We start from the raw sequence: 16181 nt of genomic DNA, 5'->3' as shown, positions 1-16181 counted from the left end.
CAACGCCTAAACCACGCTTCATGAACCGCCGTATACGGAACCGTACGTACGGTGGTGTGGGAGGGGGGAGGTGTGAACCTTCCCCCTACCCGATTGGTCAATCGTTTGACGCGGTGGGTCGAACTATCAGTAGGGTACGAGCAGCGGCCCATAGCTCCCGATGGCCTTACGCTGGTCAGCCACGATAAGCACCAGATGCGGATGATCGAAGCTGATCCACAAGCCGCCGACTTCACGGAAAGCCGGCAAAGGAACGTGCCGTGCCCGGCCCTGCGGCGACAGGCGATACAATCCGTCGATGCCGGAGGCCCATAGGCTGTCGCCATCGCTGGCCAAGCCATAGAAGGCGACCAGATCGTAAGTGGGGGCCTGTCTCCCCAGCTGCCACACCAGCCCGTGCGTGTTGGGGGGACGATACGGTTGGCGATAGAGGGTGTCCGTCGCATCACCGCACAATTGGGCCACCCCGCCGACGGCGGAAAAATGAATCAGCCCCACCGCCAGGGCCAGGCAGTTGGGCCGCCAAGGCAGGGGCAGGATGGCATTGACTGGCAGGCTGCCGTTGCGGTCGAATTCCGGATCGATCTGCTTCATCCGCCCTGTCCGTCGGTCGATGCGGCGTAGGCCGCCACCCCATTCGCCGGCGTTCAGGCCGACGAACAGGTCGTCGGGTGTACCGTAAGTGGCGGCGACGACGCCCACTGCTTCCAGCGATTCCGACAGTTGCACAGGCCTGATGGCCGCTCCGTCCATGTGGATGATCCGGTGGTCGGTCAGCACCGTGATGACGCCGCCGGTGCAGTCCAGCGCCATCGCCCGGTCCCCTTCCGCCGACAAGGTCGCCAGCGCCGTCCAACGATTCTGGGACCGGTGGCGCAATGTCCAAGGTCCGGCTCCGTCTGGGCCGCCGGTCAAGACCAATGGTCGGTTGTCCAGCACGCACAAGCCCACCGCCGATTCCGGCAAAGGCTCAGGAATGCGTGTCAATCCACCGATGGCGATGCGGGACAGCCGACCCCGGTCAGTCAGTAGCCAAAGCAGCCCATCAATCGCGAGGGCGCGTGCCAGGAAGGCCTCCTGGTCCGCCCGCAAATCCAGGTCGCGGGATGGGGTAGTGTCCGGATGGACCAGGAATACGCCCATGAGCGCCAGCAAAAGCAGCGTTACCAGCTTGCCGATCAGCAGGGCCGGATGGAGGAGACGGGGCGGGAGATTCTCTCCCATGGCGGTGTTGTGGCCCATTTAAAGCGGAGTCCTCATCGGGAGGTGTGGGCCATTGGAAAGGTCCCTTTTCGTTTATGGCTATCGTTCCACAAACGTCCCATGAACATACACGCTTAACGGGCATTCGTCTTTAGTCGTCATGCTGTTTGAGCAACAAAACACTAAACCACTTGCTTTAGTATTCCTGCCACGATACTAAAGTATATGCTTAACCAACCATCCCCCCTCGACCTCACCTTCCAGGCGCTCGCCGACCCCACCCGCCGTGCCTTGGTGGAACGGCTGGTGCGCGGGCCGGCGTCGGTCAGTGAGCTGGCGCAGCCGCTGAAGATGTCCCTGCCGGCGGTCATGCAGCATCTGGCGGTGCTGGAAAGCTCCGGCCTGGTGCGGTCGGAGAAGGTGGGGCGGGTGCGGACCTGCCGGATCGATGCCGCCCAGCTGAGCCTGGCGGAGCAATGGATCAACCAGCGGCGCATGGAATGGGCCGGTCGCCTGGATCGGCTGGGCCGTTATCTCGAAACACTAAAAGACGAAGACGGAGAGGAATCATGACCCAAGTTGGAACCCAGGCCGCCGACGCGGCCGTGTTGCGGCCCGAGCCCGTGCGCATCTCCCGCGCCATTCCGGCGCGGCGCGAGACGGTGTTCAAGGCGTGGAGCAAGGCGGACCATGTGAAGCACTGGTTCGCGCCGGAGCATTACACCGTGCCCCACGCCACCGTGGAGATGCGGGTGGGTGGCGCGTTCGAGGTGTGCATGCGGGCACCGGACGGCACGGAGCATTGGACACGCGGCAGCGTCGCCGAGGTCACGCCCATCGACCGCCTGGTGCTGGACCTGCGCGTGGACGGCGGCGACGGCAAGGTGCTGTTCACCGCCTGGACGGAGGTGACCTTCTCCGACACCATCTGCGGCACGCAGCTGGACATCGTGCAGACCTACACCGTCTATGACCCGGCCATGCTGGCCGCCATCGGCGGCGCGCCGGAAGGCTGGTCCCAGACCCTGGACAAGCTGGCGCGGCACGCCGCCCACCTGGATGGCCGCACGGGCGACCTGCCCACCGAGCGTTCCGCCGTCCACGCCATCTTCAGCCTGGAGCGCACCTACGACGCGCCGGCGGCCCGCGTCTGGCGGGCCCTGTCGGATTTCGAGGCCAAGGCCAAGTGGTTCGGCGGCGACCCCGGCCAGTGGGAATCGCTGGAGCGCAGCATGGACTTCCGCGTGGGCGGCACGGAGCGGGCCAAGGGCCGCTGGCAGGGGGGCGTGACCTCCACCTTCGACGCGCACTACCTGGACATCATTCCCAACCAGCGCATCGTCTACAGCTATGTCATGCACCTGGATGACCGGAAGATTTCCGTGTCGCTGGCTACCATGGAGCTGAAGCCGGCGGGCGCGGGCCGCACCACCCTGAAGATCACGGAGCAGGGGGCCTTCCTCGACGGCTATGAGGACAACGGCTCCCGCGAGCACGGCACCGGCTTCCTGATGGACCGGCTGGGCGCCTCGCTGAAGGACTGAGGGGGCGAATAACCGACCGGATCAGGCGGCCTGGGGGCGTTTCAGCTGATAGGCGATCATGCCCAGCACGCTGGCCATCAGCACCAGGCCGCCGATCAGCAAAACGTCGCGGGTGTCCACCGCGCCGGCCATGGTGTGGGCGACGCGCAGCACCACGCCCGTGCCCCAGATGGCGTAGTAGCGCCGCTTCGCCGCCTCGCCGGAGAGGGCGAGCGAGGGCACGCGCTCCAGGACCTGCACCAAGGTCACCGCCGCCACGGCCCAGGGCAGCAGGCCCGGCGTGGTGTCGGCCGCGAACAGCAGGCCCATGGTCAGCAAGGCCGCCAGCGCCAGGCCCGCCAGGGCGCGGCGCCGCCGGGGCTGCTCGATCTCCGCATACCACCACCGGGTCAGGAGGCCGGCCCCGATGCTGGTGGCCAGCAGCGCGCCCGCCACCGCCACGGCGAAGGCCGGTACCCGCGCCGCCGGCAGCAGGGGCCCGATCCAGAACAGCCAGAACACCAAGGGAATGCTGTTGGCCAGCAGGATGCGCACGGCCTGGCGGCTGGTGTCGTTGGCGTAGACCATCTGGAACAGGCCCGCCCACCACAGGGCCAGCGTGGCCGCCGCCGCCGTGACGGGGATGCCGACGGACGGCGGCAAGGCCAGCGCCAGGGGGATGAGCGCCAGGCTGAGCGGGGCCCAGCCCAGGCGGATCGCGGGTCCGGCGTCCCGGGCCCAGCGCCGCCGCAGCCATCGCGCCGGCATGCGTACGCCCAGCCGGTAGGCGAGGCTGGCGGCGGCCAGCAGGGGCGGTATCAACAGGAAGCCCGCAGGCCACGCCGCCAGATCCTCCGGCGACAGGCTGGCCTCAAGATAGACGTAGACGGCCAGGAACAGGGGCGTGGCCAGCAGCAGCCACGCCAGGCCGGCGCTGACCGGCTCGGCCGCCAGATAGGCCTCCCAGGCCGCCAGCACGTCCGCGTCGAAATTGGCGCGCAGCGAGGGGTAGTCGTTACGGATCAGGGTGATCAGGCCGCGCACGTCCTTGGTCAGATCCGGCAGGGACAGGCGCAGGCGCGGACTGTACCGGTTCGGCGGCACCTGCAACAAGCGATAGGCGGCGGCGTAGGTGTGGTCCCGACCCCGCAGCTTGGCCAGGAAGGCCAGGTCGCGCCCGCGCTTCTGCACGGCGGCCAACAGGGGCGTCTGCGTGCCGGCCTTGGCCGCGTCCCAGCGGAAATGGGCGCTGGCGAGGGGGACCAGCGCGTCCGAGCGGGGCGCCGTGGACAGCAGCAGCCGGGCCAGCCAATCCTCCGTCCGGTTCTGCACATCGATATGGGCGAGGGCGGGGGAAGCCAGCACGGACGCCAGGGCACCCTTGAGCGCGGCCGGGTCGGCGGGGGTTGGGGCGGACAGCAGGTCGCCCAAGTGGTTGCACAGCGCGACGTGGCGGACCACCGCCTCGTCCACCGTGGGTTCCGGGGGCGGCGCCTCCGCCGGCGGCGCCTCGGCGGGGGCCGGCGACGGTCCTTCTACGGCGGGCGGCGCCGCCTCGGACGTCGCGGCCTCCTCCTCCGCCACGCTGGCGTCCGGCACCTGCCGGCGGGCGTGCAGCAGGGCTTGCTCATAGGCCTGGCGCAGCGCCTGGAACCCGTCCGGATCATCCTCCGGATTGGTGACCTTCAGGCGCCGGGCATAGGCGCGGCGAATGGCCAGTTGGTCGCCGGTGGGCTCCAGCGCCAGGATGTCCCATGGGTTCACAGGTACGTCTCGCCTTCCAGCTGGTCCAGCGCCTCGCTCAGCGACTGGCGGGCGGTCTCGATGGCGCGGGGCTCCTGGCCCTCCAGGATGCCTTCGAACTGCGCCAGCAGGTGGGCGACATAGGCGCGCTTGTCGCCCAGGAAGTCCTCATAGCAGCGGTTGGCGCGGGCCAGGACGGCGCGGTTGGCCTCGGTATCGCGCGGGTGGACCTTCAGGGCCGCCAGCGCCTGGCGCCGGGCCTCCAGGTCGTCGGGCTTGGCGGATTCCTCGTCGGTGATCACCAGGGTGCGCTGCTCCCCCGTCTCCGGCACGTGGACGTCCACCTCCAGCAGGCCGTTGATGTCGTAGGTGAAGCGGCAGTCAACCTTGATGGCGCCGGCCGGCCGGGGCGGCACGGGGATGCTGACCTGGCCCAGGGCGATGTTGTCCTGCACGTCGCGCGACTCCCCCTGGTAGACGGTGAAGGTCACCGCCTTCTGGTTGGCCTGCAGGGTATGGAAGCTGCTGACCCGGCTGGCGGGGATGACGGTGTTGCGCTCCAGGATGGGGGAGAAGATGCCGGTGCGCAGGCTGCCGTCGGGGTTGCGCTCCGCCACGTCCACGCCCAGGGAATAGGGGCAGACATCGGTGATGACCACCTCGTTCAGGGCGGCGTCGCGGCCCTTCAGCCCGGCCTGGACGGCGGCGCCCAGCGCCACCGCCTCGTCGGGGTGCACGGAATGGGCGGGAAAGCGACCGAACATGCGGGTGACGGCGCGGCGCACCGCCGGCATGCGGGTGGCCCCGCCCACCAGCACGATCTCGCGCAGCGACCGCGCCTCCAGCTGGCCGTCGCGCAGGGCGCGCAGCACGGGCTCGCGCAGGCGGTTCAGCAGGCCCTCGGCCTTGGCCTCGAAGGCCTCGGCCGTCAGCTCGTACTCATAGGTCTTGTCCTTCCACACCACGCGCACCGGCGTCGATCCCTGCTCGCTCAAGGCGCGGCGGGCGCGTTCGGCGGCGGCGCGCAGGCGCTGGTACAGGGCGTCGCTGTCGCGCGTGTCGCGGCCCCAATCGGTGGCGAAACGCTGGCGCAGGTCATCCACGATCAGCTCATTGAAGTCCTCGCCGCCCAGGCGGTTGTCGCCGCTGGTGGCGCGCACCTCGATCACGCCCTCGAAGATCTCCAGGATGGAGACGTCGAAGGTGCCGCCACCCAGGTCGAAGACCAGGAACTGCGTCTCCGCCTCCAGCTGGTGGATGCCGTAGGCCAGGGCGGCCGCCGTCGGCTCGTTCAGCAGCCGCTCCACCTTCAGGCCGGCCAGCTCGCCCGCCCGGCGCGTGGCCTTGCGCTGCTTGTCGTTGAAATAGGCCGGCACGGTGATGACGGCCTCGGTCACCGGCTGGCCCAGATAGGCCTCCGCGTCGGCCTTCAAGGCCTTCAGCACCAGGGCCGACAGCTCCTCCGGCAAAAAGTCGCGCTTGCCCAGGCGGGTGACGCGCTGCGACCCCATCAGGCGCTTGAAGGCGGTGGCGGTCAGGGTCGGGTGCGTGGCTTGGCGTTCGCGCGCCGGCAGGCCCACCAGCACCGTGCCCTGGTCATCCAGGCTGACGGCGGAGGGCGTCAGCCGGTGGCCCAGGCTGTTGGGGATCAGTTCCGCCTTGCCATCCCGCCAGACGGCCACCGCGGAATTGGTGGTGCCCAAATCGATGCCGACGATCAACCCAACGACCCTCCTGATACACCAACCGGCGGTACGCATCATGCCGCCACCGTTCTAGCCGCCGGGACGGCCAGGGGGAAGGGTGGATGCCAGCATGTGGCCAAGATCATGCGGCCAAGATCATGTGGCCACGATTAAGGCTTCTTGGCGGACAGGCGGCCCCGCTACAGTGACGCCAAACACCGGCACCCAAGCATCGCCATCCAGATGCCGGCCAGCCTGAACGAGGGGGATCCTTTGATGAAGTCCGGTTTGACCCAGCGGGCGCGCGCCTGGAGCGCCGCCGTCGCGTTGTCGCTGACCTTGCTGGGCGCCGGCGCCGCCCCGGCGCGTGAGGCCCCGCCCGCCGACAAGGCCATCCAGCAGGCAGTAGACCAGGCCTACGCCAAGGTCAAGGGCGTGATGGACGGGGAAAACGCCAGCTACATCCCCTATCTCGCCAAGGCGGACCCCAAGCTGTTCGGCATCGCCGTGGTCACGGCGGATGGCCGGGTGTTCAAGGCCGGTGACGCGGGGCAGGAGTTCCCCGTTGAGTCGATCGCCAAGGTCTTCACCCTGGCCCGCGTGCTGAAGGACCAGGGGCCGGACGCGGTGATGGCCAAGATCGGCGTGAACGCCACCGGGCAGCCTTTCAACTCGGTCCTGGCCATCGAGCTGAACAACGACAAGCTGACGGGCAGCCCCCCGGCCGGCAATCCTCTGGTCAATGCCGGCGCCATTGCCGCCGCCAGCCTGGTGCCCGGCGTGGACGTCAACGCCCGCTGGAAGGTGGTGCTGGACACCGCCTCCGCCTTCGCCGGGCGGGCGCTGGCGCTGAACCAGGACGTCTATCAGTCGGAAATGGCCAGCAACCAGCACAACCAGGCCATCGCCCTGCTGCTGCAGAGCTATGACCATCTCTACGCCGACCCGGTGGCGACGGTAGACCTTTACACCCGCGAATGTTCCTACAACGTCAGCGCCGTGGACCTGGCCACCATGGGCGCCACCCTGGCCAACGGCGGCACCAACCCGATGAGCCACAAGGCGGTGGTCGATCCCGCCACCAGCGCCCGCGTGCTCGCCGTCATGGCCACCGCCGGCCTCTACAACACCACCGGCGAATGGCTGTTCAAGGTGGGCCTGCCGGGAAAGAGCGGCGTGGGCGGCGGCATCCTGGCGGTGGCGCCGGGCAAGCTGGCCATCGGCGTCTACTCCTCCCGCCTGGACGCTGCCGGCAACAGCGTGCGCGGCCAACTGGCGGTGCAATCCATCGCCGAGGCGCTGGGCCTGAACCTGTTCGCGGCAAGCAGGTAGGTGATAGGGCGAGGGGGGGCGGAGCGCGAGAACGGCTGACCCCTTCGTCTTTAGATTGACAAGAACAAAAATAGAACATACGCTGCTCTTCCAGCAACAGGGAGAGCGAGCATGGATGGTTGGCAGCGTCGGTATCGCCTGAGCAACGGCCCGGGTGGCCTGGGGATCAGTTGCACGGCCGAGGGCTTGGCCCTGGCCGGCGTGCCCCTGCTGGCCAAGGGCGTTGGCGGTTTCCACGTCCGTTCGGCGGCGGCGGTGGAAACCTTGCTGAAGCGCGCCTATGCCGGCGCGGAACCGGGCGCCGCCGTGCTGCCCGGCCTCACCAAGATCGCCGACGCGCTGAACCGGGGCGACCTCGCCCAGGCCATGATCCGCGCGGTTCATCTGCGCCTGCCTGAGTTGGACTGGGACGCCGCCGTCCGCCTGGCGCGGGCCAACGACAATCTGGCGAAGTACAGCCCGGACCAGCCGCGTGACTGTGACGGGTGTTGGACCGACAGCGGTGGAGCGGCGAAGCCTCAAGCAGGTTTCGCGTTGCGGACCAACACTCAAGCACAAGCGGCGCCTCATGCCTGCGGTGTTTTGCGTGTAGAAGAAAAAGATCTTCTGCCTCCAGTTAAGGCGAAGGAACTGTTCGATAAAGAGTATAAGAAATTACAGGACGAAGGGCTTTTGCCGACGCAGGGATTCCTGGCAGGAAAAATACCTCCCAATTTTGAATTCGTTCCACAGTTTGGCTCTCTACGGCCAAGGGATCGTGCCTTGCCATTTCCCACCCTGAAGGAAGCTCAAAAAGACGCGGATGAGCATAATGGGATAATCGTCGGCGGATACACCAAGGGCAACTATAGTCAAATTTTCCGAACGGCAGCCGCGCCTACTTACATTCCTGGATTCGGGAAATCCACACCTGAACAAACAATGAGATTCGCCATTTTGCACGAATGGGGGCATCAACAACAGGGTGGACAATGTAAAGAAGTTGAATGCTGTGCGGACAGCTATGCCCTCAAACATATGGGGGTAAAAAATGAGGATAATGAGGGCCATAAGGCGCATATCATTTTGTAAGATTATTTCACTTATATCATGCTCAGCGCTACTTGGTTTATTTCTGATGTGGGAATTCCCACCGATGACTGCTGAAGTTGGAGATTGGGAACATATTACGCTTAATACATTCTATGATTACATGGATAATGGTCCTCCAGATGGCGATGAATTTTATCTTTCTTTCGATGGCAGGGATCCAGAAAATGATGTTCTTGAGGAAATAAGGAAAAGATACCCGGGCATTATATTTCATCCAGATAGTGAGAACACGGAGTATGGACAATGCAGCACAGGAATTGTTGGGGATACATACAGGTGCAAATTAGGTGCTGTTGTTCATGCTGAGGCATTGAGCATATTGATGCGCTGGGTCGCCCTGGCCCACGCTGGTTCTTGGCATTGCGGTGGCGACCACTGGCTCTTTAAATTCTTTGGCCGGTGGGTCGTGTTTTCCAGGCGCGTCGGCTGCGCGTGACCACGGCGGTGGTGTGCAAAATGGGGGGGCGTGACCTGGATTGATACGGCGGTGGCCGGAGCCTTTTCCGGCCGCCGCCCGTCAGCCTTTACCCCTTCATCGCCGCGATGTGGCGGTCGACGATGCGTTCCAGCAGGGTCAGGGGCACGTTGCCCGACAGCACCAGGGCGTCGTCGAAACGCTTGAGGTCGAAGCGGGCGCCCAGGGCGCCCTCGGCCTTCCGGCGCAGCATGTTGATCTGGTTGTGCCCCATCTTGTAACCGCAGGCCTGGGCCGGCATGGCGCAATAGCGGTTCAGCTCGCTGCGCAGCTGGGCCACCGGCATGCCGGTGTTGGCGTGGAACCAGTCCAACGCTTGCTGAAAGCCCCAGCGCTTGGCGTGCATGCCGGTGTCCACCACCAGGCGGCAGGCGCGGAAGCCAATGGACTGCAGGAAGCCCAGCTTGCCCAGCGGGTCGCCGTCATAGGCGCCCAGCTCGTTGCCCAACTGCTCGGCATACAGGGCCCAGCCCTCGGAATAGGCGTTGAAGGCCAGGTGGGTGCGGATCAGGGGTAGTTGATTGGCGTACTCGCCCTGCCAGATATGGCCGGGAATGCCCTCGTGATAGCACAGCGTGGGCAGGGAGTAGCGCGGCCAGATGCCCGTGTCCTTGAGGTTGATGTAGTAGTAGCCGGGCACGCTGCCGTCGATGCTGCCGGCCGAGGCATAGCCGTTGGGGGCGCCGTCCTGGATGGCGGGCGGCACACGGCGGATGACCAGCTTGCCCTGCACCAGGGTGGCGAAGGCGCGGGGCAGGCGGGTGCGGATGTCGGCGATGCGGCCGTTCAGATATTCCAGCAGCTTGGCGCGGCCGGCGTCGTCGTTGGCGAACAGCAGGTCCGGCCGCTTGGCTAACGCCGTCATGCGTTCACCCACCGTGCCCTGGCTCAGGCCCTGGGCTTTCAGCAGGGTGTCCATCTCCGCCTGGATCTGGGCGATCTGCTCACGGCCTTGGGCGTGCATCTCCTCCGCCGTGCGGGTGGTGGTGGTGCCGGCGCGCAGGGCCCAGGCGTAGTACTCCTCCCCCTGCGGCCGCTGCCACACGCCGGGCTCCGCCACCGCCACGGCGCGCTGGGCCTTCAATGCCGCGATCTGCTTGTCCAGCGCCGGCGCCACCTTGGCGGTGCACAGCGCCTCCACCTCCTTGGCGTAGCGGTCCGGCAACTTCGCCTTGGCCGCGCGCTGGCGCAGCGACTCCGCCAGGCCCCACTGGGCGATGGGCTCGGCCCGCGCCGGCACCATCTGGCCCAGCATGATGTCCAGCACGAAGTCCGGCGCCACCATGCCCACGCCGCGGTCATGGTCCAGGCGCTCGGCTTCCGCCGCCAGCTCGCCGGCATAGGCCTCGACCCGCGCCAGGTAGGCGTCGGCGTCGGCCGCGGTCTCCACCGCGTGCTGGGTGTCGAGGAAGGTGGGCACGTCTACATAGGCGCCGCCCAGGGGCGTCACCGAATAGGGCGTGTTGCGGAAGCTGTTCTGGCCGGAAAGCGTGCCCACGTCGCCGAAGGGGAAGCGCCAGCCCTCGACCGCCGTGCGGAAGGCCTCCTCGGTCACGTCCACGTTCAGCGCCTGGGTGGCGGACAGGGGGGCGCGGTCGACCGCCCGCAGGGTCTTCAGCGTTTCGCCCGCCCAGGCGGCGCGGGCGCGGTCGGCGGCGGCGGAACGGTCGGTCAGGCGGCCGTGCAGGGCGGCGCGCGCGTCCTTGTCGATGCCCAGGGCCGTGGCGTTTTCCGGATATTCGGCCAGCAGCCGCTCGGCGATACCGGCCAGCAGCTTTTCCGCGGCGGCGTCGCCGGGCGCCGACGTGGCCTCCGCGGCCCGGACGGGGAAGGGCAGGGCCAGGCTGGTGGCCACGGCCGAGGCGCCCGCCAGCAACGCGCGGCGGCTGATATCCGACATGTCTCGCTCCCGATATTGTATGCAACTGCCTGATCCGCTTGTACCCGGCTGGGGGGCGGGGCGCGAGGGGGAAAACGCCCGGCGTGGGTGCGTGCCGACGGGTGGCCTGTCCCATGGCGGGCCGGCGGCTTAACCGCTAAACAGGAAGGTGGCGCACGGCGTGGGGACGGGGGCGGGCTTGCATCCTTGGCAGGAATTGACGCGCGACAGCGGGCTGGCGCTGCATGGTCCATTGGCCATGGCGATGGATGTGGCCGCGCTTCAGGCGGACTTCGCCACCCTGGACCGGGATTTGCCGGCCGAGGCGCGTGGTAGTTTCGGCGGCACCAACGGCTGGACATCCGTGCCGCTGCTGGACCGGCGCCTGGACGGGGCGCCGGTGGCGATGCCGGCATTGGCCTTGATGCCGTCCGTCGCCGCGCTTCTGGTGCGCGCGGACTGGCGCGTGCGGGCCTGCTACCTGCTGCGGCAGGGGCCGGGCGAGATTCTGAAATGGCACTACGACGGCCAAGCCCTGCACCTGGAGGAGGCGCGCATCCTCATTCCCATCGCCGTCCCGCCAGCCGCCGTCACCTGGGTTGGACACGAGGCGGCGGCCTATCCCCCCGGCCAGGCCTGGGCGGGTGACTTCTCCATCCCCCACCAGGTCGAGAACCCGGCGCCTGAACAGCGTGTCGTCCTGGCCCTGGATGTCGATGCCACGCCGGTTGTGGCGTGCCTGTTCCCGCCGGCGCTGTCCGCCGAACCGCTCCGGCGCATCCAACTGGCGCAGGAATGCTGCAACCTGGTGCGGGCCTGGCGGGGCAGCGGCCAGGAATAATGGCGGCACGTCGCGCAACCGTGTGGACGCGGGCCGCGAGGGAATGCTAGACGATGGGCCTCCCGGCGCCCAAGGCCCGGGCGGTCGGTGGGAACCGGATGGAATCTTCTTCCCGTCCAGGATTGAGGGTGTACGCCAACCTACTGACGGAAAAGACGGATGGGTGGCCGAGTGGTTTAAGGCTCTAGTCTTGAAAACTAGCGGACTCGCAAGGGTCCCGTGGGTTCGAATCCCACCCCATCCGCCAACGCCCTTCCGTCCGGCCCATCGCTCGGAACGGGGCCTTTCCCGCTGTGTCGCTTCCCATCAGAACCCCATCTTCGCCCGCACGGGACGCCACGCACCCTCGCTCGACAGGCGATCCAGCAGGTCATGGGCGTCGCGGGCGGGCTGGTGGCGCAGTTGCCGCTTCACCGCCGCGAAATCGCCAGGGGTCAGGTGGCTTGCCATGCCGGCGGGGGCGGGCATGCCGAAGAACCGCTCGAAAGCCACGGCCGCGCGCGTTGGCCCCAGCGGCGCCAGATCGATCTTGAATACGAAGCGGCGTAGGGCGGCGGTATCCAGCCGGTGGGCGTGGTTGGTGGTGGCGATCACCGGCAGGGGATGACGGTCCAGCCAAGTCAGCATTTCATTGACCTGGCCCGACTCCCAACTATGGGTCGCGGAACCGCGATCAAACAGCAGGGAATCCACCTCGTCGAACAAAAGCACATGGCCGCGCTCGCGCGCGTCGCTAAAGGCTTTGGCGATGGCGGCCTCGGTGCCGCCCACCCAGCGCGACAGCAGGTCGGAGGCGCGCTTGACCACCAGCGGACGGTCGAGCGCGCGGGCCAGATGATGCGCCAGCGCGGTCTTGCCCGTGCCCGGCGGCCCCGTGAGCAACAGCGACACATCCAGGTCTTCGCCCCCTTTGCCGGCACTTTCCTCCAACCGCGCCAGCAGGGGGGCCAGCGGTACGGTGCTCTCGAAAAGATCGAGATCCAGCTGTTCCCCGTTCGCCACGGGTACTTCGCTGCCCCGTAAGGCGCACACCAGTGCCGTGGCGGGGCGGACGGCCTCTTCGGGTTCGCCGGCCAGTCGCGTGGCCCGTGCCGCCACGCGCAGGACGGTGGCGGTCTCGGGCGCCACGTCGAGCAAGGCTTCCAGCCGGGAGGAGGGGACGATTCCTTCCTCCGACGCGATCCGCTTCAGCATCCGCCGTGCCGCGTTGGGGGTGGGCAGGTCGAGCTTGAGGACGAAGCTCATGCGCCGCAGGATCGCCGCGTCGATGTTGCCCAGCGCGTTGGTCGTCCAGATCACCGGCACGTCGTTGGTTTCCAGCAGGCGATTGATGAAGACCTTGCTGCCCTGGCGCCCGGTCATCCAGTCCCCGTCCGATGGTTTGGCGTCGCCGATCAGATCCTCCATCTCGTCAAACAGCAATGCGGCCGCGCCCGCCGGGCCCATGACGCGCTGGCCGAGTTGCAGTGCGCAGACGCGGTCCCAGCGGCTAGGCTCATCGCCGTCATCATCGGCCTCGCCCACGCCATACAGCGCCAGGCCCGCCGCCTGGGCGAGGGTGCGCGCCAGTTCGGTTTTGCCTGTGCCCGGCGGCCCGTGGATCAGAATGTTGACGCCTGAGGCCCGGTCGCGGCTGGCCCCCGCCAGCAACCGCACAAGGAAGTCGATGTCGGCGACGTGAGCGAAATCAGCCAGTGTCAGCCGCGCCTGCTGATGCGGGCCGATCAGGGTGGCAATCACGGAGGCGCGATCGGCGGCGGCACGATCGAGCAGCCTTTCCAATGGCCAGCGGAGATTGACCTCGATCACTCCCCGCCGATTGGCGCGGAAGTCGGCGAGGCCGAGCCGCGAGGCGGCGCTGCGGCGGACGGCCCGGTCGGCATCGGCGGGGGCCGCGCCAGCCGCCCCACCCAGCAGGACGGGCAGGTCGCGGCCGTGCTCGCTCCAGGCCTCGGCCAATCCCGCGGCGCGCGGCAGTCGGCCCACGGCCACCAGAAGGCGCAGCAGGGCGGTGTCAAAAGCATCCAGCGCCAGGGTCGGGGCCAGCACATTCACGATGGCCAGCGCATGCGAGGGGGGCCCATGGTCCTGCGGGTCGTCCAGGGCCGCAAGGGCGGAAGCCCAGTCGCGCTTGTCATCCAGGTTGAGCCATTCGGCCTGGGCATCCGCCCAGCCGTCAAGGGCGCGGCGCAGGCGTGCATCGCCCACCACGCCGATCCGGAGCGCCAGGCACCGGACCATCGTCCATTCGTTCATGAAAAATCCGTTCATACGATCAGCGCGCGTCGGCGCAAGGCGACACGCACGTCACGGTCCATCCGTTTGGTTCGGGCTGCGGGCGGCGCATCCATGGCCCCGCCGCATCGCCCCCACAAATAGGGAGCGCCTTACGGAAGGGAGTGGATGCCGCCGGCCGCGCCTGTGAAGGGCATGTGGGCCAGCAATCCATTTACTCCTGATCGGGCAGGCATAGGGCCTGACGCGGGCACCTATAATCCTAATCCGGCGATATCACAAGGCCCGGCGCGACTCTGCGACCGGGCGCCGACGCGGTTTGCCTTGTGTCATCACACCCTCTTCCCCATACTCTGGGGCGAGTGCGAACCAACTGGATGGTGCTTCATGGATTTCCGCCCGAACACGACGAGCCTTCGTTCCGTCTTCGGGGATATCCATCATGCCTGCCACCATCGCGCTTGCCGATCTCAGCTGGGCCACGCCTGACGGGCGCCCGCTTTTCTCCCATCTCTCCCTCAGTTTCGGACCCCAGCGCACCGGCCTGGTCGGGCGCAACGGCGTGGGCAAATCCACGCTGTTGGCGTTGATCGCTGGGGCGCTGCCGCTGCAGACGGGTGCCGTGACGGTGTCCGGTACCCTGGGCGTGTTGCGCCAAGGCGCGCACCTGCGGGCGGACGAGACCGTGGCCGATCTGTTCGGCGTGGCCGACGGTTTGGCGCTGCTGCGCCGGGCGGAGCGGGGCGTCGCCACGATGGATGAATTGGCGGAGGCTGACTGGACCCTGGAGACGCGGCTGGAGGGGGCGCTTGCCCGTTTAGCCCTGGACGTGACACCGGGGACGCCGCTGGCGGCGCTGTCGGGCGGCCAGCGCACGCGGGTGGCTCTGGCCGCCCTGGTGTTCGCCGAGCCGGACTTCCTGCTGCTGGATGAGCCCACCAACAACCTGGACGCGGAGGGCCGCGCCGCCGTGGCGGCCCTGCTGGCGGGGTGGAAGGCCGGCGCCATCGTTGTCAGCCATGATCCCGACCTGCTGGAGGGCATGGACGCCATCGTCGAGCTGACCTCCCTGGGCGCCACGAGCTACGGCGGGGGCTGGAGCCGATACCGCGCCCTGAAGGCCCAGGAACTGGCGGCGGCCCGGCACGACCTGGATGAGGCGGAGAAACGGGTGGCCGATGCCGCCCGGCGGGCGCAGGAGGCGGTGGAGCGCCAGGCGCGGCGCGATGGTGCCGGCCGGCGCAAGGCGGACAAGGGCGACATGCCGCGCCTGCTGCTGGGCATGCGCCAGGACAGCGCCGAGCGCAGCGCCGGGGCGGGGGCCCGCCTGGCCGATGCCCGCGGCGCCCAGGCGGCGGATGCCGCCGCAATCGCCCGCGCCCGCATCGAGGTGCTGCAGCCCCTATCCATCACGCTGGCCTCCACCCATCTGCCCGCGCAGAAGGTGGTGCTGGCGCTGGAAGAGGTGACCGCCGGCTATGCCGAGGGGCACCCCATCCTGGACGGCCTGCCCCTGACGGTGACGGGGCCGGAGCGGGTGGCGGTGGAGGGACCCAACGGCTCGGGCAAGAGCACCCTGCTGGCGGTGATCGCCGGTCGCCTGGCGCCCTGGTCAGGTGCCGTGCGGGTCCACACCGGTCTGGCGCTGCTGGACCAGCGGGTGAGCGTGCTGGATCCGGCGCTGTCCGTCCTGGAGAACTTTCGCCGCCTGAACCCCGGTGCCACGGAGAATAGCTGCCGTGCCGCCCTGGCCCGGTTCCGTTTCCGCGCCGATGCTGCCTTGCAAGGGGTGGCCAGCCTGAGCGGCGGCGAGCTGATGCGCGCCGGCCTCGCCTGTGTGCTGGGGGGCGAGGCGCCGCCGCCCCTGCTGATCCTGGATGAGCCCACCAACCATCTGGACATTGACGCCATCGAGGTGGTGGAGGCGGGCTTGCGCGCCTATGACGGCGCCCTGCTGGTGGTCAGCCATGACTTGGCCTTCCTTCAGGCCATCGGCGTCACCCGATGGCTGGCCCCGGGGCGCTTGAGAAATTAGATGAGCCGACACAGAAATTAAAGCCGATTACAATATCTTAAGGGGCATTCCTCACACCGCGTGTGGCCGTTGGCCGTTTGTGCCGTGCCCCGTCCGCCCGACTTTGGGAAAGCTGAGCATCGGCGCGCTGATAGGGGC

General features: G+C 67.9%; 12 protein-coding genes and 1 tRNA gene. 8 read left to right on the top strand and 5 right to left on the bottom strand.

Going from position 1 to position 16181, the window contains the following annotated elements; translation table 11 throughout:
• Positions 1 to 126 precede the first annotated feature (126 nt).
• A complete protein-coding gene (locus FBZ89_RS18190) occupies positions 127 to 1242 on the bottom strand; it encodes a hypothetical protein (protein ID WP_145751290.1) in 1116 nt (371 codons plus the stop codon).
• 186 nt (positions 1243 to 1428) lie between these two features.
• On the opposite strand from FBZ89_RS18190, the gene FBZ89_RS18185 reads away from it, so the two are divergent.
• Both FBZ89_RS18185 and FBZ89_RS18180 read left to right on the top strand, forming a co-directional pair.
• Positions 1429 to 1776: an ArsR/SmtB family transcription factor gene (locus FBZ89_RS18185; RefSeq protein WP_145751289.1), complete on the top strand. Its 348-nt coding sequence runs from the start codon at positions 1429 to 1431 to the stop codon at positions 1774 to 1776.
• A complete protein-coding gene (locus FBZ89_RS18180) occupies positions 1773 to 2747 on the top strand; it encodes an SRPBCC family protein (RefSeq protein ID WP_145751288.1) in 975 nt (324 codons plus the stop codon). The genes FBZ89_RS18185 and FBZ89_RS18180 overlap by 4 nt, the downstream gene beginning before the upstream one ends.
• A gap of 21 nt (positions 2748 to 2768) precedes the next feature.
• Here FBZ89_RS18180 and FBZ89_RS18175 read toward each other — a convergent pair whose 3' ends face one another.
• Positions 2769 to 4490, bottom strand: a complete 1722-nt coding sequence (locus tag FBZ89_RS18175) for a J domain-containing protein (RefSeq protein WP_145751287.1) — start codon at positions 4488 to 4490, stop codon at positions 2769 to 2771.
• The gene (locus tag FBZ89_RS18170; RefSeq protein ID WP_145751286.1) at positions 4487 to 6190 is read right to left on the bottom strand and encodes an Hsp70 family protein; all 1704 of its coding nucleotides are present in this window, start codon (positions 6188 to 6190) and stop codon (positions 4487 to 4489) included. The genes FBZ89_RS18175 and FBZ89_RS18170 overlap by 4 nt, the downstream gene beginning before the upstream one ends.
• A 240-nt stretch (positions 6191 to 6430) precedes the next feature.
• Between FBZ89_RS18170 and glsA the strand changes: the two genes are divergently transcribed.
• The 3 genes from glsA (at position 6431) to FBZ89_RS18155 (ending at position 9014) form a co-directional block, all read left to right on the top strand.
• Positions 6431 to 7486: a glutaminase A gene (glsA, locus tag FBZ89_RS18165; RefSeq protein WP_145751285.1), complete on the top strand. Its 1056-nt coding sequence runs from the start codon at positions 6431 to 6433 to the stop codon at positions 7484 to 7486.
• Positions 7487 to 7597: 111 nt separating this feature from the next.
• Positions 7598 to 8557 (top strand): hypothetical protein, encoded by a 960-nt coding sequence (locus FBZ89_RS18160; protein WP_145751284.1) that lies wholly within the window; start codon positions 7598 to 7600, stop codon positions 8555 to 8557.
• A gap of 64 nt (positions 8558 to 8621) precedes the next feature.
• Positions 8622 to 9014, top strand: a complete 393-nt coding sequence (locus FBZ89_RS18155; protein WP_145751283.1) for a hypothetical protein — start codon at positions 8622 to 8624, stop codon at positions 9012 to 9014.
• Positions 9015 to 9102: 88 nt separating this feature from the next.
• Here the strand turns inward: FBZ89_RS18155 and FBZ89_RS18150 are convergent, their stop codons facing one another.
• Positions 9103 to 10953, bottom strand: coding sequence for a DUF885 domain-containing protein (locus FBZ89_RS18150; RefSeq protein WP_145751282.1), 1851 nt, complete (start codon positions 10951 to 10953; stop codon positions 9103 to 9105).
• Between the two features lie 178 nt (positions 10954 to 11131).
• Between FBZ89_RS18150 and FBZ89_RS18145 the strand changes: the two genes are divergently transcribed.
• Positions 11132 to 11773, top strand: coding sequence for an aspartyl/asparaginyl beta-hydroxylase domain-containing protein (locus FBZ89_RS18145; RefSeq protein ID WP_145751281.1), 642 nt, complete (start codon positions 11132 to 11134; stop codon positions 11771 to 11773).
• A 157-nt stretch (positions 11774 to 11930) separates the two neighbouring features.
• Positions 11931 to 12020: transfer RNA gene (locus tag FBZ89_RS18140), tRNA-Ser, on the top strand.
• A gap of 59 nt (positions 12021 to 12079) precedes the next feature.
• On the opposite strand, the gene FBZ89_RS18135 is transcribed toward FBZ89_RS18140, so the two are convergent.
• Positions 12080 to 14029 carry an AAA family ATPase gene (locus FBZ89_RS18135; RefSeq protein ID WP_145751280.1) on the bottom strand — a complete coding sequence of 650 codons (1950 nt, stop codon included), beginning with the start codon at positions 14027 to 14029 and terminating at the stop codon, positions 12080 to 12082.
• Positions 14030 to 14450: 421 nt separating this feature from the next.
• Between FBZ89_RS18135 and FBZ89_RS18130 the strand changes: the two genes are divergently transcribed.
• Entirely contained in the window at positions 14451 to 16043 is a 1593-nt protein-coding gene (locus FBZ89_RS18130) for an ABC-F family ATP-binding cassette domain-containing protein (RefSeq protein WP_145751279.1), read from the top strand.
• Positions 16044 to 16181: the final 138 nt, after the last annotated feature.

It is taken from the genome of Nitrospirillum amazonense, assembly GCF_007828045.1.
GTDB classification, from domain to species: Bacteria; Pseudomonadota; Alphaproteobacteria; order Azospirillales; family Azospirillaceae; genus Nitrospirillum; species Nitrospirillum amazonense_C.
This window is presented reverse-complemented; position numbering and strand designations above follow the sequence as displayed.

Excerpts from the sequence above, each read along its gene's own strand:
- FBZ89_RS18130 (WP_145751279.1), top strand. The coding sequence starts at position 14,451 with ATGCCTGCCACCATCGCGCTTGCCGATCTCAGCTGGGCCACGCCTGAC.
- FBZ89_RS18190 (WP_145751290.1), bottom strand. The coding sequence starts at position 1,242 with ATGGGCCACAACACCGCCATGGGAGAGAATCTCCCGCCCCGTCTCCTC.
- FBZ89_RS18180 (WP_145751288.1), top strand. The coding sequence starts at position 1,773 with ATGACCCAAGTTGGAACCCAGGCCGCCGACGCGGCCGTGTTGCGGCCC.
- FBZ89_RS18160 (WP_145751284.1), top strand. The coding sequence starts at position 7,598 with ATGGATGGTTGGCAGCGTCGGTATCGCCTGAGCAACGGCCCGGGTGGC.
- FBZ89_RS18185 (WP_145751289.1), top strand. The coding sequence starts at position 1,429 with ATGCTTAACCAACCATCCCCCCTCGACCTCACCTTCCAGGCGCTCGCC.
- FBZ89_RS18150 (WP_145751282.1), bottom strand. The coding sequence starts at position 10,953 with ATGTCGGATATCAGCCGCCGCGCGTTGCTGGCGGGCGCCTCGGCCGTG.
- FBZ89_RS18155 (WP_145751283.1), top strand. The coding sequence starts at position 8,622 with ATGACTGCTGAAGTTGGAGATTGGGAACATATTACGCTTAATACATTC.
- FBZ89_RS18135 (WP_145751280.1), bottom strand. The coding sequence starts at position 14,029 with ATGAACGAATGGACGATGGTCCGGTGCCTGGCGCTCCGGATCGGCGTG.
- glsA (WP_145751285.1), top strand. The coding sequence starts at position 6,431 with ATGAAGTCCGGTTTGACCCAGCGGGCGCGCGCCTGGAGCGCCGCCGTC.